The following is a 22,520-nucleotide window of genomic DNA, read 5'->3' as shown; positions in this document are numbered from 1 at the left end:
CACCGTCGGCACGGGGGCCGACGTCGTCACGGGAACACGGACGTACCCGAACTCCAGAGGAGGAGTGCAATGACCGAAAGCCCCATCCCCAACCCAGGGGTGCTCAAGCTCGGTGGTGTGGCCCTGGCCGCCTATCTGCTCGGGCGCATGAAGAAGGGCAAGGCGGCGGTGGGCCTGGCCATGTGGGCCGCCGGCGTGAAGATGGACCCGAAGGAGCTGCTCCGCCAGGGGCTGCTGTCCATCGCCAATTCCAACGAGGGCAAGGAGCTGCTGACGCAGCTCCGCGGACCGATGCTCGAGGCCGGCAAGAAGGCCGCGGGTGCCACCATCGAGAGCCAGGTGGCCGCTCTCACCTCGGCGCTGGAGAAGCGCACGGCCGCGCTCGCGGCCGGCGTCCAGCAGGCCGGCCAGGCCGCGGAGAAGGCCGCGGACAGCGCGAAGGAGGCGGCCGACACCGCGCAGGAAGCCGCCGCGCAGGCCGGCAAGACCGCCCAGGGCGCGGCGGGCGAGACCGGGAAGAAGGCGTCGTCTCTGTCCAGCGGCGTCGGCAAGGTCACCGGCCTGCTGGGCAGGGGCAAGAAGTCCAAGGCCCAGCCGGAGGAGGAGGCCCCCGCCGAGGACTCCGGTGAGGCGGACGAGGAGTCGGCGCGGGCCGAGGACGAGACCTTCGAGAGCGAGGCGGACGAGCCCCAGGGCGCGACCGCCGAGACCGACGAGGGCGAGGCCGAGGAGGAGCCGGAGGGCGAGGAGGCCGAGGGCGAGACCGACGAGGCCGACACCGCCGAGACCGACGAGGGCGAGGCCGAGGAGGAGCCGGAGGGCGAGGAGGCCGAGGGCGAGACCGACGAGGCCGACACCGCCGAAGCCGGCGAGGCCGAGGAGGAGCCGGAGGGCGAGGAGGCCGAGGGCGAGACCGACGAGGCCGACACCGCCGAAGCCGGCGAGGCCGAGGAGGAGCCGGAGGGCGAGGAGGCCGAGGGCGAGACCGACGAGGCCGACACCGCCGAAGCGGACGAGTCCGACACCGACGAGTCCGACACCGACGAGGCCGAGGACTACGAGGACGAGGACGAGGACGCCGACGCGGACTACGAGGACGAGGAGGACGAGTCCGACACCGCCGAGGCCGACACCGCCGAGGCCGACACCGCCGAGGAGGAGCCCGAGGGCGCCGAGGCCGAGGCCGACGAGGCGGAGGAGGAGCCCGAGGGCGACGGAGCCGAGGCCGAGGCGGAGGAAGGCGCGACCGCCGAGACCGACCAGGCCGAGGAGCAGCCCGAGGGCGACGAGGCCGAGGCCGGCGGCGGTGAACCGGCGCGCGCCGAGGCCCCGCCCCGCAAGGCTGCGAAGAAGGCCGGCAAGAAGGCGGCGAAGAAGGCCGCGCCGCGGAAGGCCGAGCCCCAGCGGGCCGGCGCCGGGCAGGGCCAGGCGCCGCGCAAGCGCGTGCCCGACCCGACGGCCGTCCCGGCTCCCAGCAAGCGGGCGGCACCGGCCGGACGCAGCCCCCGTCGTTCCGTCGAGGAAGGAGCCCGCTGATGACCAGCAGCGGTGAGCAGGAGAACCAGCAGGGTGGTGGCGGCCTCCTCGGTGGGGCGGTCTCCAAGCTCGGGGAGGCGGCCAAGGGTTACGCCGTCGCCCGCGGGCAGGACGCCGCCCGGAAGGTCGGCGAGAAGGTCACCGGCGTGACCGGGTCCCTCAACGACACCGCCGACGGGGGCGGGTTCAAGGCCGCCGCCGCCGGCACGGCCGTGCAGCGCCTGGTCTCGGGCGACAGCCCGGTCAAGGCGGCACTCGGCGGCGTCGGCGCCGGGATCAAGGAGAAGGTCTCCGGGCTCTTCGGCCGCAAGAAGAGCGGGGGGAGCGGCAACAAGAAGTTCATGAACATCGTCGAGGACATCTCGGTCGGTGTGCCGGTGAACGTCGCGTACGACCAGTGGACCCAGTTCCAGGAGTTCGCCAGCTTCATGAAGGGCGTCGACTCGGTCGACCAGTCCGACGACGTCAGCAGCAACTGGCGGGTCAAGGTGGCGAAGTCCCGTCGCAACTTCAAGGCGACGGTGACCGAGCAGATCCCCGACCGGAAGATCGCCTGGACCACCGAGGGTGCGAAGGGCACGGTCAAGGGCGTCGTCACGTTCCACCCGCTCGCCGACGACCTGACCCAGATCCTGCTGGTGATGGAGTACTACCCGCAGGGCCTGTTCGAGAAGACCGGCAACATCTGGCGGGCCCAGGGCCGTCGCACCCGGCTGGACCTCAAGCACTTCCGCCGCTTCATCATGATGCGCGGCGAGGCCACCGGGAGCTGGCGCGGTGAGATCCGCGACGGCGAGGTCGTCCGCGGTCCCGACGAGGAAGAGGGCCAGGAGCAGGAGCCCCGCGAGCTCGAGGGCAGCGAGCGGCAGGCCGGCGACGGCCGGGTCGACGAGGACTACGAGGAGTACGAGGAGGAAGGCGAGGAGGAGCCCGGCGAGGAGGCCGAGGAGGAGCCGGCGGAGCAGGAAGAAGAGGAACCCGAACCCGAACCCGCCGGCGCGCGGTGAGAGGAGCTGAGACATGACCCAGACCGACGGCGACCTCCTGTCACCGGAGTCGGAGTTCGAGCGCACGCTCACCGTCCGGGAGCAGGTGCTCGACCTCCTGCTGGAGAAGGTCGAGAACGACCGCTACCCGTCCTCGGCGATGCTCGACGACATCGAGCGGATCCTCACGCCGTGGCGGCGGCAGGACTACGCCGACGTCCTGATGGACAAGATCCGGGGTGACCGGTACCCGAGCCGGCACCTGATCGAGCGGGTGCTCCGCCTGTCGAGCTGATCGGCGGAGGTGAGATCGGGGAGGTCGGGCTCCGGGCGGACGCTCAGGGCCCGACTTCCCCGCTCTCGACCGTCAGGTAGCCGGGCGGGACGGCGTCGACCAGCCAGACGCCGTTCGTCGACCGGCTGAACAGGTAGCCGGCGTCGGCCATGCCGGCGGCGTCCACCCGCAGCACCACCGGATCCCCGCGCCGGGCGCCCACCGCGCGTGCCGTCTCCCGGTCGGGGCTCAGGTGGACGGCGTGCCGGCCGCCGGGCCGCAGGCCTTCGCGGCCGATCGCCGCCAGCGCGCGCTCGACCGTGCCGTGGAACAGCTCCGGCGGTGGCGGCACCGGCCGGTAGCCGAGCTCCACCGCCACGCTGTGCCCCTGGCAGGCGCGGATCCGGGTGCCGGGGGCGTCGAAGGCGAACCGCTGCTTGCCGTCGGTGTCCACCACGTGCTTCAGGTCCGCCCGGTCGAGCGCCAGACCGTGCGCGGCCAGGCCCCGCAGCAGGGCGTCGACGTCGGCCCAGCCGCACGGGTCCAGCCGGAGGCCGACGCTCTCGGGCCGGTGCCGGAGCACGTAGGACAGGCGCTTGCTCACCCGGACGGTGTCCACGGCCCCCCGGTACCCGGACGGCGGCGCTTCAGACGGGCACCGCGGGCGGCTGCTCGGCGAGCGCCTCGTCGGTCAGCGCGCCGGCGTGCGCGCGCAGCAGGAGCCACAGCACCCCGGCCAGGACGAAGAGCCCGGTCCCGCTGACGAGGAACACCGCGGGCACGCCGAAGAGCCGGGCGACCACGCCGCCGGTCAGCGCGCCGAGCGGGATCGCGCCCCACACGACGGTGCGGTAGGCGCCCTGGACGCGGCCGAACATGTGCTCGGGGATGAGCGCCTGGCGCACCGACATGGTGAGGACGTTCCAGATCATCACGCCGACGGCGGAGAGGGCGAACAGCGCGGCGGCCACCACCCCGTGGTGCACCAACCCCATCGCGCCGATGGCGAGGGCGCTCAGCACCGCACCGGCGGTCAGCGCGCGGGCCCGTCCGAGCCGGCGCCCGACGGTGGGCGCGACCAGGCCGCCCAGCAGGGCGCCCACGCCGGCCGTGAGCACGACCAGGCCGAAGCCGGCCTCGGGCAGGTCGAGCACCTCGAGGACGTAGAGCACCAGGACGCCGTCGATCATGCTGTTGGTCAGGCAGGTGGCGCCGGCGACCAGGGTGAACCCGCGCAGCAGCCGGTGCCGCCACAGCCACCGGACGCCCTCGGCGACGTCGGTGCGGACCGACCGCCGGCCGACCGGGTGCTCGGGGCGGCGCACGCCGCGGATCGTGAGCACCAGCAGTGCCGCGACGGCGAACCCGACCGAGTTCACCGCGAGCGGCAGCGCGATCGCCAGCGCGAAGAGGGCCGCGCCGAGCGGCGACCCGAGGAACTGCTGCCCGAGCGACTCCTCGGCGGTGAGCAGGCTGTTGGCGCGGTCGAGCCGGCGGCGGTCGACGACCTGGGGCAGCAGCGCGCGGGTGGCGCTGTCGTACACCGTCTCCGCGGTGCCCAGCAGGAAGGCGACGACGTAGAGCACCAGGACCGATCCGGCGTCGAACGCGGCCAGCAGGGCGAGCACGCCCAGGGAGAGCGCCCGGACGGCGTTGGCCGCCGACATCGCGTACCGCCGGTCGACGCGGTCCACCAGCGCGCCGCTGAGCAGGGCGAACAGCAGCCAGGGCAGGAAGGCGAACGTGGCCAGCCCGGAGACCAGGACCGGGTCGCGCGTGTAGGAGGCGGCCAGCAGCGGCAGCGCCGTCCGCCCGATGCCGTCGGCGAGGTTGGACGTCGCGCTGCTGGCGAACAACCGCCAGAACCGCGAGCCGAGCGCGCTCACGGGGTCTCCGACCCGGCGGCGGGGAAGACGGCGTACTGGACGTCGACCCGGCGGGCCCCGCTGCCCGGCGGCTGCTCGCGGTAGCGGTCGATCACGGCCTTGAGCTCGTCGGCCAGCGCGCGGGTCTGCGCGGGGTCGAGGGTCAGGTAGCCGTCCATGTCGCTGGCGGCCCGCTGCCACTCCTCCGGCCAGGTCGTGGAGGTCTCGAACCAGTGCGCCAGCCGGCGGCTGCGGCTCGACTGCAGCTCGCGCAGCAGGAAGCCCGCCGCCTCCCGGGTGTCGGCGTCCCGGAGCAGGGTCGTGCCGGTCATGTGGACCTCGTCGACGGCCATCCGCCAGTTCTTGCGGCGCCGCCCGACGGCCCGGACCCGCCCGGGGGCCTCGCCGCCCGTCTCCTCCACGAACCCGTGCCGCGCCAGCTGCCGGAGGTGGTAGCTGACGGCCGCGGTCGACTCCCCCAGCTCCTCCGCCAGGCCGGTCACGCTCACCTGCCCCCGGAGCTCGAGGGCCTGGAGGATCCGCACCCGCAACGGGTGCGCGAGGGCCTTGAGGGTCGGAGCGTCGAGCTCCAGGCGGCGGACGGGCACGACGTGAGCCTACTTCTCCAAGGCTTCTTTGCAAACAACTTTCGGGAAACCGTTGTCCGCCGGGGCCACTGGTCAGGACGGAAATGGCGGTGCAAGCTGGCCACGTGCGCGCCGCCGAGCTCGAGGGCTTCTGGCCTAGCCGCCGGCTCTACGCGTTCGACGGGCTCTGTCGACCGGCCGCGCCGCTGCGCGCCGCCGGCGGTCCGAGCCGATCCCGTCGTCCCTGATCAGTCTCCCCGGTGGCGGGGCCGCGCGGTCGCGGCCGCCCCGGATGGAATCCCTACTTCACCGATCAGATCAGGAGACCTCCGTGTCCGTCACCGACGAGCTGCTCGAGAACAACGCCCGCTACGCCGAGACCTTCTCCGGCCCGCTGCCGCTGCCGCCGGCGAAGCAGGTCGCCGTCCTGGCCTGCATGGACGCCCGCATCGACGTCTACCGGGCCCTGGGCCTGCAGGAGGGCGAGGCGCACGTCATCCGCAACGCCGGCGGCGTCGTCACCGACGACGAGATCCGCTCGCTGGCGATCAGCCAGCGCCTGCTCGGGACCAGGGAGATCATCCTGGTCCACCACACCGACTGCGGGATGCTCACCTTCTCCGACGAGGACTTCCGCGCCGCGATCGAGGAGGACACGGGGGTGCGGCCGCACTGGCACTCCGAGGCGTTCCCCGAGCTGGAGGACGACGTCCGGGCGTCGATCCGGCGGATCACCGACAGCCCGTTCATCCCCGAGAAGGGCAGCGTCCGCGGCTTCGTCTTCGACGTCGCCACGGGGAAGCTGGACGAGGTGGTCTGAGCCTCTCCCGCTTTCGGCGCCGAAAGCGGTCCTGCTTTCGGCGACGAAAGCGGGGGGAGAGCGGTCAGCGGGAGTAGTACTCCACGACCAGCTGCTCCTCGCAGACGACCGGCACCTCGTCGCGGGCCGGCGTCCGCTCGACCCGGCAGACCAGGTCGGCCAGCGTCACCGTGAGGTAGGCCGGCGGCGTGGCGTGCGCACCGGAGGCGGCGACGACGAAGGGCTCCTTGGTCCGCGACTTCTCGGCGATCTGCACGAAGTCGCCCGGGCGCAGCCGGTAGGACGGGCGGTCGACGCGCCTGCCGTTGACCAGCACGTGCTGGTGGGTGACGAACTGCCGCGCCTGGTAGACGGTCCGCGCGAAGCCGGCGCGCAGCACGGTCGCGTCGAGGCGCGACTCGAGGTCCTGGATCAGCGCCTCGCCGGTCTTGCCGCCGGTGCGGCGGGCGCGGTCGAAGGCCCGGCGCAGCTGGGTCTCGCTGATGTCGTACTGGGCGCGCAGCCGCTGCTTCTCCAGCAACCGGGTCGAGTAATCGCTGGGCGTGCGGCGCTTGCGGCCGTGGACGCCGGGCGGGTACGGCCGCCGCTCGAAGTACTGGACGGCCTTCGGCGTGAGCGGGAGACCCAGCCTGCGGCTGAGCCGGATCTTGGGACGAGGGGTGTTCACCGAGCCTCCGTATTTGGTAAGGCTTACCTTAGTTCCACTCTACGATCCCACGCCGAGGTGACGCGATGCCCCTTCCCAGAAGCACCGAGCCGACGGTCAGCCACTCGATCGCCGCCGAGGCCACCGCGGCCGAGCGGGCCCGCACGATCGCCTGTCGCGGCACCGCGTACGTGCACGTCCCGGGCATGGGCAGCAGCCGCCTGCTGGCGGCCACCACGACCGCGGACGGCGACGTGCTCCTCGTCGTCCCCCGGGACGGCGGGCTGGTGACGGCGGTGCGCAGCTCGCCGCTCGGCGACCTGCCGGTGCGGGTGACCGTCACCGACCGCGCCCCGCTCCCCCTGCGCAACCCGGTGCGCGGCCGGCTGGAGGTGGTCGGCTGGCTCACCCCGGTGGCCGCCCACGAGGAGCTCGACCTGGCGCTGGCCTTCGCCGAGTCCTGCCCCGACGACGTGCTGCTCGACGTCGGGCTGACCGCGACGCTGCTGCGGCTGGACGTGGCCGAGATCCAGCTCGAGGAGGCCGGGTCGAGCGCTGACGTCGAGCCGGAGGACTACGCCGCCGCCCGGCCCGACCCGCTGGACGCCGACGAGCTGCTCCGCGACCACGCCGACGACCTGGGCGTGCTCTGCGGCAGGGTGCGGCTGTGGGCGGGCACCGACGACCGCGTGCACGTGCTCGCCGTCGACCGGTTCGGCGTCCTGTTCCGGGTCGAGTGCCCGGCGAGCTGCTACGACGTCCGCATGCCGTTCCCAGCCCCGGTCAGCGGCCGGGCCGACGTCGGCCCGGCGCTGACCGCCCTGCTGGCCTGCGTCGGCTGACCCCCCGCCGAGATCGCGGGATCTCGACGCCGAGGGACCCCTCACGCGCCGAGATCACGGGATCTCGGCGCGAGGGGAGGGGCCCTCAGGAGGCGCGGGCCTCGTCGGCCAGGGCGGCGAGGGCCTTCTCGAAGCAGTCCTGCGGCGGCTGCACGAGGCCCGCGCCCACCTGGCCGGTGCCGGCGACCCGCCCGGCCATGCCGGTGTTGATCTGCGGCAGCCAGCCGGTGCGGGCGACGGCGAGGACGTCGATGCCGGTCGGCGAGCCGCGGAAGCCGAGGATCGGGATGGCCATCGCCGGGTTCTCCGACAGCGTCACCTGGTACATCCGCTCGGTCGTGGCCAGGGCATCGGGCACGGTGCCGCCGACGAACCGCACGATCGCCGGGGCCGCGGCCATGGAGAACCCGCCGACGCCGTAGGTCTCCATGATCGCGGAGTCGCCGATGTCGGGGTTGGCGTCCTCGGGGCCGTAGTCGCCGAGGAAGAGGCCGACCGGGGTCTGCGCGGGGCCGGTGAACCAGCGGTCGCCGGTGCCGGCGGTCTGGATGCCGAACTCGGTGCCGTTGCGGGCCATGACGGTGAGCATCGTGGAGCCGGGGACCCCGCGGGCGGCGTCCATGGCCAGCTTCGCCGTCGGCATGCCGAGGTTGAGGAAGAAGTGCTCGTTGCCGCCGGCGAACTTCAGCACCGCCGCGATGTCCGACGACGGGGCGTCGACCGCCACGATCAGCGGCGAGAGGTCGCGCAGGGCCATGAGCGAGCCGGCCCGGTTGCGGTTGTGGCCCTCGTCGCCCATCTGCAGCATCTGGGCGAGGATCGCCTTGACGTCGATCGGCTCGCCGCCGGCGTCCAGCCCCCCGCGGACGGCGGCGGAGAGGACCGGCCCGAGCACGTCGCGCATCCAGGCCAGGCGGGTGAGCACCTCGTCGTTGAAGGCGCCCATCCGCAGCACCTTGCCGAGGCCCTCGTTGAGGTTGCAGAAGGCCCGGCCGCCCTGCACCGGGTCCTCCAGGCACCACATCCACATCGACGGGCTGGTCACGCCGGCCATCGGGCCGACGGCGCGGTGGTGGTGGCAGGGGTCGAGGGTGATCTCCCCGGCGGCGAGGACCCGCTCGGCGTCCTCGACGGAGTCGGCCCAGCCCTCGAACAGGCAGGCGCCGATCAGCGCCCCGCGCAGCGGACCGGAGGCGTCGGCCCACTCGATCGGCGGCCCGGCGTGCAGCAGGGTGCGGTCGGGCAGGCCGAGCACCTCGCGGGCCGGCCGGACGTCGACCAGCTGCGAGCCGGCGGCCAGCACCCGCTCGACCGCCGTGCGGTTGGCCGCGGCGCGGCGGACGTCGAGCGCCAGCGCGGCGAGGTCGGCCGGGTCGCCGAAGGCCGGCGGGCGCCAGTCGACGTCGTGCACGTCGGCGCCCTGCGCGCGCAGCGCGTCGGAGAAGACGTCGACGCCGGCGGCGACGATGCTCGGCGGCGCGGCGAGGAGATCGCCCAGGCTCATCGGGTTGCTCCCAGCAGGTCGAGGGCGTACCGCGTGGCCGCGGCGTTGGAGGCGAACACGGCGGCGCCGGCCGCGGCGAGGGCGTCGGCCTGCCGGCTCCAGCCCTGCGGGTCGGCCTCGGTGCCGATCAGGGCGACGACGACCGGCAGCGTGCGGGCGGCACGGGCGGCGGTCAGCGCCGGCGCCAGCGCGGCGGCCGGGTCGGGATCGGCCCCGTACCCGAGGACGACGTCGAGCAGCAGCACCGCCGGCTCGCCCTCCTCGGCGAGGGCGGCGATGGCCTCCAGCCGCAGGGTCGGGTCGATCATCGGGTGCGCGCGGCCGACGGTCAGCGCGTCGTCCCCGAAGTCGACCACGACGTGGCCGCGGACGGACAGGTCCGCCCCGAGGTCGAGCTCCGGCCGCAGCGGGATGTTGGACCGGATGTCGCCGAGCACCGGGGAGGCCAGCAGCATCGCCTCGTCGGCCAGCGTGCCGCCGGAGTAGAGGCCCTTGAGCACCGCGCCGGGCACCGGGGCCTCGGCCGGGCCGGGCCGCGAGGGCCAGACCGGGACGTCGAGGCCCATGTCGGCCAGCAGCCCCTCGACCGCGGCGGTCAGGTCGGGCGCCTCGGGCGAGAGGACGGCGGAGCGCACCGGGACGGACAGCCCGTCGGCCGCGCGCCGCACCGCCTCGGCCACCGCCGGCGCCGGCGGCTTGGAGACCAGCAGCACCCGCTCGGTGGCCGGGTCGGCGTCGAGGGCGGCGAGCGCGTCGAGCGTGGCCAGCCCGCCGACCTCGGCCTTGAGGTCGCGGCCGCCGACGCCCAGGACGTGCGAGACGCCGACGCCGGCCATGTCGAGCAGGCAGGACACCTGCTGGGCGCCGGTGCCGCTGGCCGCGACCAGCCCGACCGGCCCGGGGCGGACGACGTTGGCGAAGCCCAGCGCGACGCCCGAGACGATCGCGGTGCCGCAGTCGGGGCCCATCACGAGCACGCCCGCGTCGTGCGCGGCCCGCTTGAGCAGCACCTCGTGCTCGACCGGGACGCCGTCGGAGAACACGAGCACGCTGCGGCCGGCCGCGACGGCGTCGGCCGCCTCGGCCACCGCGTACTGCCCGGGGACGCTGACGATCGCCAGCGTCTCGCCGGGGACCTCGTCGAGCCCCGCGCCGATCGTGCGCAGCGGGATGGTGGCGGCGCTGGTGCTGGTGCGCTCCCGCTCGGCCAGCGCGGCGTCGACCGCGGCGGTGGCGGCGGCCAGCGCGTCGTCGTCCGTGGCCCTGATCGCGACGAGGAGCTGCTCGGGCGAGGCGTCCTCGGCCGGCGCCAGGCCCATGTTGGCTGCCAGCTCGAGGTTCAGCGGGGTGGCCATCGCGACGAGGACGGCGGTGACGCCGTCCCGGGCGCCGATGTCCCGGCTGACCTGCATGAGCCGCACGGAGTCGGCGTAGACGCCGGAACGGAGGATGACGGATCGGACGCCCTCGGGGGCGTTCGTCGGTGTGGCGACCACCTGCACGACCGTACCGAGAGATGTCTCAGCGGTGAAGTATCGAGATCTTGCGGCAATAACGATTTAGCACTGAGGTACTTCCGCCGGAACCGTGCACGGTGTCACAGTTCTCCGGCCCGGTGTGGCAACGGCCCGTGTCACCGGGACCGGATCGTGTCGTAGGTGCACGTCGAGGAGGCACTCATGGCGTTCGGTTGGAAGCTCTACGGGGACGGCAAGACGCCGCCCTTGGGCGAGGCGGTCGCTCCGGACGAGCGCCTGTCCTGGCCCCGCACCGTGGGCATCGGCGCCCAGCATGTGGTCGCCATGTTCGGCGCCACCTTCGTCTTCCCCATCGTGATGGGCCTGGACCCCAACCTCGCCATCATGATGAGCGGGATCGCGACGATCATCTTCCTGCTCATCGTGCAGGGGAAGGTCCCGAGCTACCTCGGCACCAGCGCCTCGTTCGTCGGCGGCGTGGCCGCCGTCCGCGCGCAGGGCGGCGACTCGAGCGACGTCGTCGGCGCCATCCTGGTCTCCGGCGTCGTCCTCGCCCTCGTCGGCCTGGTGATCCACTTCGCCGGCGTGCGGGTGGTGAACAAGGTGCTGCCGCCGGCGGTCACCGGCGCGGTCGTCATGCTGATCGGCTTCAACCTGGCCCCGGTCGCGGCGAACGTGTACTGGCCGCAGGACCAGTGGGTGGCGCTGGCCACGATGGTCTTCGTCATCGTCTGCGCGCTGGCGCTGCGCGGCTTCCTGGCCCGCATCTCGATCCTGCTCGGCCTCGTCTTCGGCTACCTGCTGTCGGTGCTGCTCGACGCCACCGCCGGTGACATCACCTCGCCGGACGCCACGGGCGCCGTCGTGACGCGGGAACGGATCAACTTCGACTCCGTGGGCGACGCCGACTGGTTCGGGCTCCCCGACCTCACCGCGCCCAGCTTCTCGGTCAACTTCTCGCTGCTGGTGCTCCCCGCGGTCATCGCCCTCGTCGCCGAGAACGCCGGCCACGTCAAGGCGGTCGCCGAGATGACCAAGCGCGACCTCGACCCGGTCATGGGCCGTGCGGTCTTCGCCGACGGCGTCGGCACGGTCGTGGCCTCCTCCGTCGGCGGCTCGCCGACCACCACCTACGCCGAGAACATCGGCGTCATGGCCGCGACCCGCGTCTACTCGACGGCGGCGTACTACGTGGCCGCCATCGTGGCGATCCTGCTGGGGCTCATCCCGAAGTTCGGCGCGCTGATCAACATCGTCCCCGGCGGTGTGCTCGGCGGCATCACCGTGGTGCTCTACGGGATGATCGGCCTGCTCGGCGCGAAGATCTGGAAGGAGAACCGGGTCGACTTCGCCAACCCGATCAACCTGGTGCCGCTGGCCGCGGGCATCATCATCGGCATCGGCAACGTCACGCTCGAGTTCACCGACACGTTCTCCCTGACCGGCATCGCGCTCGGCTCGATCGTCGCGGTCGGCGCCTGGCACCTGGCCCGCGTCCTCGCGCCGGCGGAGATGAAGGAAGCGCTGCTCCGCGAGGGCGCGCACCCCGCCGCCGGTACGACGTTCGGCCACGTGCACGGTGACGAGGTCTCGCCCGACCCGTCGTCCGTCGACGAGGTGGGCCGCTCCGGCACCCCGCGCAAGCGATAGGACATGCTCCACAAGTGAAACCGGCACCGTTCCGCTACGCCGACCCCGGAACCCTCGACGAGGCCCTCGCGGTCCTCGGCTCCGAGGGTGAGGGCGCCAAGGTGCTGGCCGGGGGCCAGTCGCTGCTGCCGCTGCTGTCGATGCGGCTGGCGGCGCCGACGACCCTGGTCGACATCAACCGGGTGCCCGGCCTCGACACCGTCGAGGCCACCGGGGACGGCGTGCGGGTCGGTGCGCTCGTCCGGCACAACCAGCTCCTCACGGACGACGCCGCCGCCCGGGTGCAGCCGCTGCTGGCCCGGGCGACGGCGAACGTCGCCCACCCCGCGATCCGCAACCGCGGGACGACGGTCGGCTCCATCGCGCACGCCGACCCCTCGGGCGAGATGACCTCCGTCCTCGCCCTCACCGACGGCTCGGTCAGCGTCGCCACCCCCTCCGGCGTGGAGACCGTCTCCTGGCGGGACTTCTTCGTCGGCCCGCTGGAGACCTCGGTGCACGGCCCGGCCGTGGTCACCGCCGCCACCTTCGGCGCCCTGCCGGAGCGCTCGGGCACCGCGTTCGCCGAGGTGGCCCGCCGCAAGGGCGACTACGCGGTGTGCGGCGCCGGCGTCGTCGTCACGCTCGACGCGGACCGCCGGGTGTCCGCCGTCCGGGCGTCCTACATCTCCGTCGGCCTGGTGCCCGACGTGCACGACCTCACCGAGGCCGTCGCCGGGGCGCCGGTCGACACCGCCGACTGGGCCACCGCCGCCAAGCTGGCGCAGAGCCTGGTCGAGCCGGACACCGACCTGCACGCCAGCGCCGACTACCGGCGCCTGCTGGTCGGCGTCCTGACCGAGCGGACGTTGGCCTCCGCCGCTGCCGAGGCCGCAGGAAGGACCGCATGACCTCCGTCGACACCGAGCGGGACATCACGCTGACCGTGAACGGCGTCCCGCACGAGGTGACCGTGCCGGTGCGCCGGCTGCTGTCCGACGCGCTGCGCCACGACCTCGGGCTCACCGGCACGCACGTCGGCTGCGAGCACGGCGTGTGCGGCGCCTGCACCGTGCTGGTCGACGGGACGCCGATGCGCTCGTGCCTGGTGCTCGCCGTGCAGGCCGAGGGGCACGAGGTGCAGACCGTCGAGGGCCTCGCCCGCGACGACGGGCAGGGCGGGCAGGTGCTGCACCCGGTCCAGGAGGCCTTCCGCGAGTGCCACGCCCTGCAGTGCGGCTTCTGCACCCCGGGCTTCCTCATGACGATCAAGGCCGGGCTCGAGGACCGCGACCGGACGGCGGAGATCACCGAGGAGGAGGTCGAGGAGATCGTCGGCGGCAACCTCTGCCGGTGCACCGGCTACGCCAACATCAAGAAGGCGGTCCGGCACGCCGCCGCCGCGATGGAGGACCCCGCGTGACGACGAAGCTGTTCGGCGAGCCCGTCCGCCGGCGGGAGGACGCCCGCCTCATCACCGGCCGGGGCCGCTACCTCGACGACATCGGGCACTCCGCGCTGGCGGCGGCCTTCGTGCGCAGCCCGCACGCGCACGCGCGGATCACCGGCATCGACGTCGACGCGGCGCTGGACGTCGAGGGCCTGGTGGCGATCTACACCTACGAGGACCTCACCGGCCCGATGGCCGAGCCGCTGCCGGTGCTCATCCCCCACCCCCAGCTGCACGCGCCGCGCACCGGCTACCCGCTGGCCGACGGCGTGGTCAACCACGTCGGCGAGCCGGTGGCGATGGTGGTGGCCACCGACCGCTACCTGGCCGAGGACGCCGCCGAGAAGATCGTCGTCACCTACGAGGAGCTGCCGGTCGTCGTCGGGGTCGACGCGGCCCGCGAGGCGGCGGCCGCCGTGCACGCGGACGTGCCGGACAACGTGGCCGCCGTCCACCACCAGGAGACCGGCGACGTCGAGGCGGCGCTGGCCGCGTCGCCGCACACGCTGAGCTTCACCCAGTACATCGAGCGCAGCGCCTGCACGCCGATGGAGGGCAAGGGCGTGCACGCGCGGTGGGACGCCGACGACCGGTCGCTGCGCGTCTACTCCAGCACCCAGGCGGCGACGTCGGTGCGCGCGGCGATCGCGGCGAAGCTCGAGCTGTCGCTGGACAAGGTCGAGGTGATCGCGCCCGACGTCGGCGGCGGCTTCGGCGTGAAGATCGTGCACCCGTGGCCGGAGGAGCTGCTCGTGCCGATGGCCGCGATCGCGCTGGGCCAGGAGGTGAAGTGGACCGAGGACCGCCGGGAGCACTTCATCTCGTCGGCCCACGAGCGGCAGCAGCGGCAGGAGATCACCGCAGGCTACGACGACGAGGGCCGGCTGACCGCGCTCGACGTCCACATCTGGCACGACAACGGCGCGTACACGCCCTACGGGATCATCGTGCCGATCGTGACGGCGACCCAGCTGGTGGGGCCGTACGCGCTGCCGGTGTACCGGGTGAGGGTCGAGAGCGTCTACACCAACACCGTCATCGTGACGCCGTACCGTGGCGCCGGGCGGCCGCAGGGCTGCTACGCGATGGAGCGGACGATGGACCGCATCGCCGACGCGCTGGGGCTGGACCGGGCCGTCGTCCGGGAGCGGAACCTCATCCAGCCCGACATGTTCCCCTACGACCACCAGCTGACGTTCCAGGACGGCCGGCCGGTCATCTACGACTCGGGCGACTACCCGGGTCTGATGACCAAGCTCAAGGACCTGGTCGGCTGGGAGTCGGTGGAGGCCCGCCGGGCCGAGGCCGCGGCGCGGGGCAAGCTGCTCGGCGTCGGCATGGCGCTGTACGTGGAGGGCACCGGGCCCGGGCCGTACGAGGGCGGGCACGTGCAGGTGCTCGGCAGCGGCAAGGTGCTGGTCTCGACCGGCCTGACCTCGCAGGGCCAGGGGCACGAGACGGTGTTCGCGCAGATCGTCGCCTCGGAGCTCGGGGTGCCGATCGAGGACGTCGAGGTGACCACGGGAGACACGCGGCGCTTCGGCTACGCGGTGGGCACCTTCGCCTCGCGCGCGGCGGTGATGAGCGGCAACGCGATCGCGCTGGCCGCCCGCGGGGTGCGGGAGAAGGCGATCCGGATCGCGGCCGACGTGCTGGAGGCGGACCCGGGCGACCTGGAGATCGCCGACGGCGTGGTGCAGGTGAAGGGCACGCCCGGCGCCTCGGTGCCGCTGCGCACGGTCGCCGTGCTGTCCAACCCGCTGCGGTACGCGTTCGACGAGGCGGCGAAGCAGGCGACGCAGTTCGCGGTCTCCTCGCGCGACGACGAGCCGCCGGTGGCGGTCGGGGACGCGCCGGGGCTGGAGCACCGGGACTACTACTCGCCGATCCGGTCGACGTTCGCGTCGGGCGCGCACGCGGCGGTGGTGGAGATCGACCCGGCGACGTGGCAGATCGAGGTCGTCGACTACGCCGTGGTGCACGACTGCGGCAACGTGGTGAACCCGATGATCGTCGAGGGACAGGTGCACGGCGGAGTCGCGCAGGGCGTCGGCGGGGCGCTGTACGAGCGCATGGCCTACGACCGCGACGGGCAGCTGCAGAACGCCTCGTTCATGGACTTCCTGATGCCGTACGCGTCGGAGGTGCCCGACATCGCGATCGACCACCAGGAGACGCCGTCGCCGCTGAACCCGCTGGGGATCAAGGGCGCCGGCGAGGCCGGGGTCATCCCGGGCACGGCGGCGATCGCCTCGGCGATCGAGGACGCGACGGGACGGCGGATCGCGTCGATGCCGATCTCGCCGACGGAGCTGTACGACCTGATGCGGAACGAGTCCGCCGAGACGACCGCGGCGTTCGCCCGCCGCGGGGGAACAGGAGCGATGGCGTGAACCTCGACGGCTCGGCGGTGCTGCACGCGGACCCGGAGAAGGTGTGGTCGGTGATCACCGACCCCGCGGTGCTGGCCCGCACCATCCCCGGCTGCGAGTCGCTGGAGCAGACCGGCGATGACGAGTACCGGATGAACGTCTCGGTCGGGGTCGGGGCGATCCGCGGGACCTACGCCGGCGAGGTGCGGCTGACCGACCAGCAGCGGCCGTCGTCCTACGTGATGCACGCGTCCGGCGCCGGTGCGCCGGGTCAGGTGCGGGCGACGGTGACCATCAACCTGGCGCCGTCGGAGGACGGCGCCACCACGCTGACCTACTCGGCGGACGCCGTGGTCGGCGGGCCGGTGGCCGGCGTCGGGCAGCGGATGATGACCGGCGTCGCCAAGCGCATGGCGGGCCAGTTCTTCAAGGCCATCGACGACGAGCTGACCGGCCGCGTGGTGCCGATCGCGGCCGCCCCCTCGGCGCGGGTGCCGGCCGAGGCCGAGGTGGGTGCGCCGCCGGCCGCTGCCGCGCCGCAGGTGTTCACCGGCAAAGCCGCCGCGGCCGCGCCGAGCGACACGCAGACGTTCCTGCTCGGCGCGGGCGTCGGCGCCCTGCTCACCGCCTTCGGTGTCGCGATCGGCTACCTGCTCGGCCGCCGCCGCTGACCGCTGTGCGCGCGGTGCCCTTTCCGCTCACGGGAAAGGGCACCGCGCGCACACTCAGCCGGCCTCGAGGGTCGGGTAGTCGGTGTAGCCCTCGGCGCCGCTGGCGTAGAACAGGCGCGGCTCGGGCTCGTTCTCGGGGTGCTCGCCCCGCCAGCGCTCGACCAGGTCGGGGTTGGCGATGATCGGCCGGCCCACGGCCACGGCGTCGGCGTGCGCGGCCTCGATGAGCGCGACCGCCTCCGCGCGCGTGGTCACGGTGCCGAAGCCGCTGTTGGCGATCAGCGGGCCGCGGAAGCGCTCGCGCAGCTCCTGCACCAGCTCCCCCGCTGGTTCCACGTGCAACACCGACAGGTACGCCAGCCCGAGCGGCCGCAGCGCGTCGACGAGCGCGCCGTAGGTGGCGCGGACGTCGTCCCGGTCGGTCTCGAGCGCGCCTTGGATGTTGTGCTCGGGCGAGATCCGCAGGCCCACGCGACCGGGACCGATCGCCTCGGCGACGGCCGTGACGACGTCGACGACGAACCGCGCCCGATTCTCGGGCGAGCCGCCGTGCTCGTCGGTGCGCAGGTTGGACGCCGGCGACAGGAACTCGTGCAGCAGGTAGCCGTTGGCGCCGTGGATCTCCACGCCGTCCAGGCCGGCCTCGACCGCCCGCTCCGCCGCCGACACGAAGTCGCGCAGCGCGGCCCGCGCCTCGTCGGCGGTCAGCGCGTGCGGCACCGGGTAGGGCTGCTTGCCCCTCTCGGTGTGCCCCTCGCCGTCGACGGCGATCGCGCTCGGGGCGACGACGCGGCGCCCGCCGTTGACGTCGGGGTGGGTGACCCGGCCGCCGTGCATCACCTGCATCACGATGCGGCCGCCGCGGTCGTGCACCGCCTCGGCGACGCGGCGCCAGCCCGCCACCTGCTCGTCGGTGACGATGCCGGGCTGGCCGACGAAGGCCTGCGACTCGTGGTTCGGGTAGGTGCCCTCCGTGATGACCAGCCCCACCCCCGCGCGCTGCCGGTAGTGCTCGACCAGCAGCTCGTTCGGGACGCCGGACCGCCCGGCGCGCATCCGCGTGAGCGGCGCCATCACGACGCGGTTGGCCAGCTCCAGGTCGCCGAGGGTCATGGGCGTGAAGAGGTCCATGCGAGGGGCAACCGGCCCTCGCGCGCGCCGGATTCCGGAACGGGAACGACTGCGGCGAGCGTCACGCGGCGGGTGACCGGCCCCTGTTCACCAGGATCGCCAGCTGCGTGCGGGTGCGGACGCCGAGGCGGCGCATCGAGGCGGTCAGGTGGCTCTTGACCGTCGCCAGGCTGAGGAACAGCCGGCCGGCGATCTCCTCGTTGCTCAGCCCCTGCGCCACCAGCTCGGCGACGTCGCGCTGCCGCTCGGTGAGCTGGTCGAGCACGCCCCGGCCCGGGTCGGGCTCGGCCAGGTAGCGCACCAGCCGGCTGGTGGCGGCGGGGTCCAGCGCCGCCTCGTCGCGCGCCAGCGCCCGCACGCCGTCGACCAGGCGCTGGGCGCACGACCGCCGCGGGAGGTAGCCCCGCACGCCGGCCTGCAGCACCTCGACGAGCTCGCTCTCCGCGGCCTCCCCGCCCGGCTCGGCGAGCACGAGCACGGCGGTCCCGCGGCGGCAGAGGTCGCGCAGGAGGGGCAGGGTGGGCCCGCCCACCAGGCCCTGCCGGACGACGACGACCTGCGTGCCGATCGCGTCGGTCGCCGCGAGGGCCTCCGGGAGCTGGGCCGTCTCGGCGACCACCGCCATGTCCGGCTCCGCCTCGAGGACCACCCGCAACCCGACGCGGAAGACCTCCTGGTCCTCGCAGAGCACCACCCGCACCAGGGAAGTCGGCGGGCGGACGGCGTCGGGGCGCGGGGCCGGCCTGCTGGTCGCCCGGCTGCACGGCGCGGCGAGCGGGCGGACGCGCCCGGGTCCGGTGCCGTTGTGGTCATGGCTCATGGGAAGAAGCCCCCTGCCCGGCTCGGGCCACCGGCCGTCGGCTCCGAGAACGGTGACCGAGTCGGTTCCGGCACCTGTCAGTCCTGACGCTCCGTGCGAAACGATAGCGCGCAATCCATCGGTCTTGTCCAGAGAACTCCCACCGGTTCCCCAGCCAATCCACAGCGGATCGGCGCGTCCCGACGCGGCCTCACCTCCCGTACCGGCTCAGCCACTCAGCGAACCGGCGTCGCCCGGTCGCCCGCGGCGGTGGACGTGGATCGCCAGCTGGGTCCGGTCCCGCAGGCCGAGGCGGCGCAGCGCCACGGTGACGTGGCCCTTCACCGTCGCGCGGCTGACCTGCAGCCGGTCGGCGATCTCGGCGTTGGTCAGCCCTTCGGCCACCAGTCCGCAGACCGCCTGCTGCCGCGCGGTCAACGCCCCCGTGCCCGGCCGCTCGGCGTCCGGCAGCCCTCCCCGCGGCTCGTCGAGCTGGTGCAGGAGCTCGCCGGTGACGGCGGCGTCCAGCACGGTCCCGCCGTGGGCGACCGCGCGCACGCCCTCGACCAGGCGCTCCGGGCTCGCCGACGCGTGGACGTACCCGCGCGCCCCCGCCCGCAGCGCGTCGACGTAGTCGCTGCCGGTACCCGTCTCGCCGAGCAGGACCACGCGGCACCCCAGCCCGGTCAGCGCGTGGACCAGGGCGTGCACCGCCGGCCCCCGCGCCCCCAGGCCGACGAGCGCGACCTCCGGCTGCAGCAGGGCGGCGAGCCGCAGCGCCTCCTCCGCGTCGGCGGCCTCGGCCACGACCAGCAGGTCGCGGGACCACCGCAGCACCGTGCGCAGACCGTGGCGGAGCACCTCCGCGTCGTCGCAGATCAGCACCCGCAACGGCACATCGCCTTCAACCGCGGCTCCCGTGGGGACGTCGTGGTGCGGTTCGCCGACCATGCTCGCCAGCTCCCGTCCCGGCCCAGCCGCCCCCGTTCAGCGGCGCCGCCAGTGTGGTGGAACCGGAAGCTAGGCCATGCCCTTGCCGAGCCGCCACAGGACTCGGCGCGACGCGGCCGGTCAGCGGCCGGGTTCATACCCGGGTAGGGGGTCTCCTCCTCCGGGACGCGCGCCCGGGTCCCGGCGCGGGTCGGGGACGGCCTCCTCCGGAGGGGGGTCGCGCTCCCCGAGGATGACCGACCTGCTCCCCGGGACCCGCCGGCGACGCACCCGGGGGCGCGCCGCCGAACTCGACGCCCGGCCGATGTGGCCGGCGGCGGCGCCGACCTAGCGTTCCGCAGCATCCCCGATCCGGCCGGGGGGAACGGCGGAGGACCCCGTGCACCAGACCATGATCATCGCGAAGATGGCGCCCGGCTCGGCCGACGACGTCGCCGCCGTCTTCGGCCGCTACGACGCCACCTCGATGCCGCACGAGATCGGCGTGCGCAGCCGGTCGCTGTTCCGCTTCCACAGCCTCTACGTGCACCTCATCGACTTCGACCGCCCGGCACCCGAGGCCATGCGGATCGCCCAGTCGCTGCCGGCCTTCCGCGCCGTGAGCGACGAGCTCCGGCCCTACATCGAGGCCTACGACCCGAACTGGCGCTCCCCGCAGGACGCGATGGCGCAGCGCTTCTACCACTGGACGTCCCGCCCCGAGTGACGCCGGCACCCGGCGGACACGGCTGAGAGGCACGAGATGACGACGACGGCCCCGGCGAGCCCCGCGACGCCGGCCGACCAGGCGGGCTGGCTCCCTTGCCCGGCCTGCGGGTGGCTGCTCTACCGCAAGCGGCTCGACCGCAACCTCTCGGTCTGCCCCGAGTGCGACCACCACCTCCGGCTCGGCGCCCGGGAGCGCATCGGGCAGCTCGTGGACGCCGGCAGCTTCGCCGAGACGGTCTTCCCGCCCGGCCCCCGCGATCCGCTGGCCTTCACCGACCTGCGCGCCTACCCCGACCGGCTCGAGGACGCGGCCAGGCGCTCGGGCGAGTCGGAGGCCGTCGTCGTCGGCACCGCCGCGATCGGTGGCCACGCGGCCGTCGTCGCGGTCATGGACTTCGGCTTCCTCGGCGGCAGCATGGGCACCGAGGTCGGTCGGCGGGTCTCCGGCGCCGCCGAGCTGGCCCTCGAGCGTGGGCTCCCGCTGGTCACCGTCTGCGCCAGCGGCGGCGCCCGCATGCAGGAGGGCGTCTTCTCCCTGTTCCAGATGGCGCGGGCCAGCGCCGCCTTCGCCCGGCTGCGCGAGGCCGGCCTGCTCAGCGTCTGCGTCCTCACCGATCCCACTTACGGCGGCGTCTCCGCCTCGTACGCCACCCTCGCCTCCGTCCTCGTCGCCGAGCGGGGCGCGCACGTCGGCTTCGCCGGCCCGCGGGTCGTCCAGGAGACGATCCGGGCCGAGCTGCCGGGCGACTTCCAGACGGCGGAGTTCCTGCTGGCCCACGGGCTGGTCGACCGGGTCGAGAGCCGCGCGGAGCTGCGCCCGCTGCTGGCGCGGCTCATCGCGCTGCACCGCCGCCGTCCGCCGTCCCCTCCGGCCCGCCGGAGGCCCGAGCCGGGGCACGGGCCCGGCGCGCTGCTCGACCTGGACCCGTGGGACGTCGTGCAGCGGGCCCGGGTCCCCGAGCGGCCGACCACGCTGGACCACCTGCACGCCGCGTTCGACGACTTCGTCGAGCTGCACGGCGACCGCGCCTTCGCCGACGACCCGGCGATCGTCGGGGGCGTGGCCTCCATCGGCGGGCGTTCGGTCGTGGTGATCGGCCACGAGAAGGGCCACTCGGTGCGCGACCGGGTCGCCCGCAACTTCGGCATGCCGCACCCCGAGGGGTACCGCAAGGCGCTGCGCCTGCTCGGCCACGCCGAGACGTTCGGCCTCCCGGTGGTCACGCTCGTCGACACCCCGGGGGCGCACCCGGGGCCGGAGGCCGAGGAGCGCGGGCAGGCGCACGCGATCGCCGAGATCATCCAGCGCAGCAGCCGGCTGCGCGTGCCGGTCGTCGCCGTCGTCACCGGCGAGGGCGGCAGCGGCGGGGCGCTGGCCCTGTGCACGTCGGACCGGCTGCTCGTGTTCGAGAACGCCTACCTGTCGGTGATCAGCCCCGAGGGGTGCGCCGCGATCCTCTGGCGCACCGCCGCGGCGGCCCCCACCGCGGCCCGGGCGATGCGGCTGGGCGCCGCGCACCTCTACGGCACGGGCATCGCGACCGCCGTCGTGCCGGAGCCCGCCGGTGGGGCGCACACCGACCCGGACGCGACCGCGCAGGCGCTGCGCGAGGCGCTGCTCCGCGAGCTCGACGAGCTGTCCCTGCTCGACCCCGACACCCTCGTCGGGTCCCGCTGCCGGCGGCTGTCCCGCATCGGCGGGGACGACGCCCTCTTCCTGCGGGCCGTGCGGCCCGCCGTCCCGGGCGGTGACTGACGTGACCGCCACCGAGCAGCCCCCGAGGACGGCGATGAACGGCGCGTCCGGCCACCCCTCGCCCCAGGCCGACCCCGCCCGGGCGCTGCGCGACGAGGTCGTCGAGCTGGCCCGCGCGCTGCCGGGCGACCTGCGCCGGCTCACCGTGCGCAGCGGCGACCGGGCGATCGAGATCGAGTGGGCACCGGGCACGCCCGCCGCCTCCGCGCCGGCCGCGCCGACGCAGCGGACCGACCCCCCGGCCGAGGAGGAGTCCGAGGACCTCGTCGCCGTCCGGGCGCCGCTGGTCGGCACCTTCTACTCGGCCCCGTCGCCGGACGCCGACCCGTTCGTCCGCGCCGGCGAGGCGGTCGAGGTCGGCCAGACCCTCGCGATCGTCGAGGCGATGAAGCTGATGAACCCGATCCTCGCCGACGAGGCCGGCGTGGTCGCCGAGGTCCTCGTGCAGAACGCGGAGTCGGTGGAGTACGACCAGGTGCTCATGCTGCTGCGGCGGCCATCGTGAGGTGGTCCCG

Annotated in this window: 23 protein-coding genes; 14 read left to right on the top strand and 9 right to left on the bottom strand. The window is 74.2% G+C overall.

Features of this window, described 5'->3' with window-relative positions; all coding sequences use genetic code 11:
• Positions 1-69: 69 nt before the first annotated feature.
• Genes ACI8AF_RS21290 through ACI8AF_RS21280 form a run of 3 tightly spaced genes read left to right on the top strand, consistent with a single transcriptional unit; the run spans position 70 to position 2,817 of the window.
• Positions 70-1,536, top strand: a complete 1,467-nt coding sequence (locus ACI8AF_RS21290) for a hypothetical protein (protein WP_456541754.1) — start codon at positions 70-72, stop codon at positions 1,534-1,536.
• The gene (locus ACI8AF_RS21285; protein ID WP_456541753.1) at positions 1,536-2,543 is read left to right on the top strand and encodes an SRPBCC family protein; all 1,008 of its coding nucleotides are present in this window, start codon (positions 1,536-1,538) and stop codon (positions 2,541-2,543) included. Before ACI8AF_RS21290 ends, ACI8AF_RS21285 begins: the two co-directional genes overlap by 1 nt.
• Before the next feature lie 13 nt (positions 2,544-2,556).
• Positions 2,557-2,817: a hypothetical protein gene (locus ACI8AF_RS21280; protein ID WP_456541752.1), complete on the top strand. Its 261-nt coding sequence runs from the start codon at positions 2,557-2,559 to the stop codon at positions 2,815-2,817.
• A 43-nt stretch (positions 2,818-2,860) separates the two neighbouring features.
• Here ACI8AF_RS21280 and ACI8AF_RS21275 read toward each other — a convergent pair whose 3' ends face one another.
• Genes ACI8AF_RS21275 through ACI8AF_RS21265 form a run of 3 tightly spaced genes read right to left on the bottom strand, consistent with a single transcriptional unit; the run spans position 2,861 to position 5,269 of the window.
• Entirely contained in the window at positions 2,861-3,415 is a 555-nt protein-coding gene (locus ACI8AF_RS21275) for an RNA 2'-phosphotransferase (protein WP_456541751.1), read from the bottom strand.
• A gap of 28 nt (positions 3,416-3,443) precedes the next feature.
• The gene (locus ACI8AF_RS21270) at positions 3,444-4,682 is read right to left on the bottom strand and encodes an MFS transporter (protein WP_456541750.1); all 1,239 of its coding nucleotides are present in this window, start codon (positions 4,680-4,682) and stop codon (positions 3,444-3,446) included.
• Positions 4,679-5,269: an ArsR/SmtB family transcription factor gene (locus ACI8AF_RS21265; RefSeq protein ID WP_456541749.1), complete on the bottom strand. Its 591-nt coding sequence runs from the start codon at positions 5,267-5,269 to the stop codon at positions 4,679-4,681. Before ACI8AF_RS21265 ends, ACI8AF_RS21270 begins: the two co-directional genes overlap by 4 nt.
• An 83-nt stretch (positions 5,270-5,352) precedes the next feature.
• Here ACI8AF_RS21265 and ACI8AF_RS21260 point away from each other — a divergent pair, with 83 nt between their 5' ends.
• Positions 5,353-5,496, top strand: coding sequence for a hypothetical protein (locus tag ACI8AF_RS21260; protein ID WP_456541748.1), 144 nt, complete (start codon positions 5,353-5,355; stop codon positions 5,494-5,496).
• 83 nt (positions 5,497-5,579) lie between these two features.
• Positions 5,580-6,068 carry a beta-class carbonic anhydrase gene (locus ACI8AF_RS21255; RefSeq protein WP_456541747.1) on the top strand — a complete coding sequence of 163 codons (489 nt, stop codon included), beginning with the start codon at positions 5,580-5,582 and terminating at the stop codon, positions 6,066-6,068.
• A gap of 64 nt (positions 6,069-6,132) precedes the next feature.
• Here the strand turns inward: ACI8AF_RS21255 and rpsD are convergent, their stop codons facing one another.
• On the bottom strand, positions 6,133-6,735 hold the full coding sequence (gene rpsD, locus ACI8AF_RS21250; protein ID WP_456541746.1) for a 30S ribosomal protein S4: 603 nt from the start codon (positions 6,733-6,735) through the stop codon (positions 6,133-6,135).
• A gap of 65 nt (positions 6,736-6,800) precedes the next feature.
• Between rpsD and ACI8AF_RS21245 the strand changes: the two genes are divergently transcribed.
• Positions 6,801-7,556 (top strand): DUF2470 domain-containing protein, encoded by a 756-nt coding sequence (locus tag ACI8AF_RS21245; protein ID WP_456541745.1) that lies wholly within the window; start codon positions 6,801-6,803, stop codon positions 7,554-7,556.
• Between the two features lie 85 nt (positions 7,557-7,641).
• Here ACI8AF_RS21245 and ACI8AF_RS21240 read toward each other — a convergent pair whose 3' ends face one another.
• Positions 7,642-9,060 (bottom strand): DUF1116 domain-containing protein, encoded by a 1,419-nt coding sequence (locus tag ACI8AF_RS21240; protein WP_456541744.1) that lies wholly within the window; start codon positions 9,058-9,060, stop codon positions 7,642-7,644.
• The gene (locus ACI8AF_RS21235; RefSeq protein WP_456541743.1) at positions 9,057-10,556 is read right to left on the bottom strand and encodes an FdrA family protein; all 1,500 of its coding nucleotides are present in this window, start codon (positions 10,554-10,556) and stop codon (positions 9,057-9,059) included. The genes ACI8AF_RS21240 and ACI8AF_RS21235 overlap by 4 nt, the downstream gene beginning before the upstream one ends.
• Before the next feature lie 183 nt (positions 10,557-10,739).
• On the opposite strand from ACI8AF_RS21235, the gene ACI8AF_RS21230 reads away from it, so the two are divergent.
• The 5 genes from ACI8AF_RS21230 to ACI8AF_RS21210 are packed head-to-tail and all read left to right on the top strand — an operon-like array spanning position 10,740 to position 16,660.
• Positions 10,740-12,188, top strand: coding sequence for a uracil-xanthine permease family protein (locus tag ACI8AF_RS21230; protein WP_456541742.1), 1,449 nt, complete (start codon positions 10,740-10,742; stop codon positions 12,186-12,188).
• 14 nt (positions 12,189-12,202) lie between these two features.
• Positions 12,203-13,078 (top strand): FAD binding domain-containing protein, encoded by an 876-nt coding sequence (locus tag ACI8AF_RS21225; RefSeq protein ID WP_456541741.1) that lies wholly within the window; start codon positions 12,203-12,205, stop codon positions 13,076-13,078.
• Positions 13,075-13,590 carry a (2Fe-2S)-binding protein gene (locus tag ACI8AF_RS21220; RefSeq protein WP_456541740.1) on the top strand — a complete coding sequence of 172 codons (516 nt, stop codon included), beginning with the start codon at positions 13,075-13,077 and terminating at the stop codon, positions 13,588-13,590. The genes ACI8AF_RS21225 and ACI8AF_RS21220 overlap by 4 nt, the downstream gene beginning before the upstream one ends.
• The gene (gene cutA, locus ACI8AF_RS21215; protein ID WP_456541739.1) at positions 13,587-16,010 is read left to right on the top strand and encodes an aerobic carbon-monoxide dehydrogenase large subunit; all 2,424 of its coding nucleotides are present in this window, start codon (positions 13,587-13,589) and stop codon (positions 16,008-16,010) included. Before ACI8AF_RS21220 ends, cutA begins: the two co-directional genes overlap by 4 nt.
• Positions 16,007-16,660 (top strand): SRPBCC family protein, encoded by a 654-nt coding sequence (locus ACI8AF_RS21210; RefSeq protein WP_456541738.1) that lies wholly within the window; start codon positions 16,007-16,009, stop codon positions 16,658-16,660. Before cutA ends, ACI8AF_RS21210 begins: the two co-directional genes overlap by 4 nt.
• A gap of 54 nt (positions 16,661-16,714) precedes the next feature.
• Here ACI8AF_RS21210 and ACI8AF_RS21205 read toward each other — a convergent pair whose 3' ends face one another.
• The 3 genes from ACI8AF_RS21205 to ACI8AF_RS21195 form a co-directional block, all read right to left on the bottom strand.
• On the bottom strand, positions 16,715-17,791 hold the full coding sequence (locus ACI8AF_RS21205) for an alkene reductase (protein WP_456541737.1): 1,077 nt from the start codon (positions 17,789-17,791) through the stop codon (positions 16,715-16,717).
• 61 nt (positions 17,792-17,852) lie between these two features.
• Positions 17,853-18,611, bottom strand: coding sequence for a response regulator transcription factor (locus ACI8AF_RS21200; RefSeq protein WP_456541736.1), 759 nt, complete (start codon positions 18,609-18,611; stop codon positions 17,853-17,855).
• Between the two features lie 207 nt (positions 18,612-18,818).
• Positions 18,819-19,541, bottom strand: coding sequence for a LuxR C-terminal-related transcriptional regulator (locus ACI8AF_RS21195; RefSeq protein WP_456541735.1), 723 nt, complete (start codon positions 19,539-19,541; stop codon positions 18,819-18,821).
• A 379-nt stretch (positions 19,542-19,920) separates the two neighbouring features.
• On the opposite strand from ACI8AF_RS21195, the gene ACI8AF_RS21190 reads away from it, so the two are divergent.
• The 3 genes from ACI8AF_RS21190 to accB are packed head-to-tail and all read left to right on the top strand — an operon-like array spanning position 19,921 to position 22,510.
• Complete coding sequence (locus ACI8AF_RS21190; RefSeq protein ID WP_456541734.1) at positions 19,921-20,247, top strand: TcmI family type II polyketide cyclase; 327 nt, start codon at positions 19,921-19,923, stop codon at positions 20,245-20,247.
• A gap of 36 nt (positions 20,248-20,283) precedes the next feature.
• Positions 20,284-22,005, top strand: coding sequence for an acetyl-CoA carboxylase carboxyltransferase subunit alpha (locus ACI8AF_RS21185; RefSeq protein ID WP_456541733.1), 1,722 nt, complete (start codon positions 20,284-20,286; stop codon positions 22,003-22,005).
• 1 nt (position 22,006) lies between these two features.
• A complete protein-coding gene (accB, locus tag ACI8AF_RS21180; protein WP_456541732.1) occupies positions 22,007-22,510 on the top strand; it encodes an acetyl-CoA carboxylase biotin carboxyl carrier protein in 504 nt (167 codons plus the stop codon).
• The last annotated feature ends 10 nt before the right edge of the window (positions 22,511-22,520 follow it).

Source organism: Blastococcus sp. SYSU D00669, from assembly GCF_054050715.1.
The sequence above is the reverse complement of the archived record's forward strand: the minus strand, read 5'-3'. Positions and strand labels throughout refer to the sequence as shown.

What these genes read in the sequence shown, in the direction of transcription:
- ACI8AF_RS21290 (WP_456541754.1), top strand. Translation starts at nt 70, where the DNA reads ATGACCGAAAGCCCCATCCCCAACCCAGGGGTGCTCAAGCTCGGTGGT.
- ACI8AF_RS21285 (WP_456541753.1), top strand. Translation starts at nt 1,536, where the DNA reads ATGACCAGCAGCGGTGAGCAGGAGAACCAGCAGGGTGGTGGCGGCCTC.
- ACI8AF_RS21280 (WP_456541752.1), top strand. Translation starts at nt 2,557, where the DNA reads ATGACCCAGACCGACGGCGACCTCCTGTCACCGGAGTCGGAGTTCGAG.
- ACI8AF_RS21260 (WP_456541748.1), top strand. Translation starts at nt 5,353, where the DNA reads ATGGCGGTGCAAGCTGGCCACGTGCGCGCCGCCGAGCTCGAGGGCTTC.
- ACI8AF_RS21245 (WP_456541745.1), top strand. Translation starts at nt 6,801, where the DNA reads ATGCCCCTTCCCAGAAGCACCGAGCCGACGGTCAGCCACTCGATCGCC.
- ACI8AF_RS21240 (WP_456541744.1), bottom strand. Translation starts at nt 9,060, where the DNA reads ATGAGCCTGGGCGATCTCCTCGCCGCGCCGCCGAGCATCGTCGCCGCC.
- ACI8AF_RS21230 (WP_456541742.1), top strand. Translation starts at nt 10,740, where the DNA reads ATGGCGTTCGGTTGGAAGCTCTACGGGGACGGCAAGACGCCGCCCTTG.
- ACI8AF_RS21220 (WP_456541740.1), top strand. Translation starts at nt 13,075, where the DNA reads ATGACCTCCGTCGACACCGAGCGGGACATCACGCTGACCGTGAACGGC.
- ACI8AF_RS21205 (WP_456541737.1), bottom strand. Translation starts at nt 17,791, where the DNA reads ATGGACCTCTTCACGCCCATGACCCTCGGCGACCTGGAGCTGGCCAAC.
- ACI8AF_RS21200 (WP_456541736.1), bottom strand. Translation starts at nt 18,611, where the DNA reads ATGAGCCATGACCACAACGGCACCGGACCCGGGCGCGTCCGCCCGCTC.
- ACI8AF_RS21195 (WP_456541735.1), bottom strand. Translation starts at nt 19,541, where the DNA reads ATGGTCGGCGAACCGCACCACGACGTCCCCACGGGAGCCGCGGTTGAA.
- ACI8AF_RS21185 (WP_456541733.1), top strand. Translation starts at nt 20,284, where the DNA reads ATGACGACGACGGCCCCGGCGAGCCCCGCGACGCCGGCCGACCAGGCG.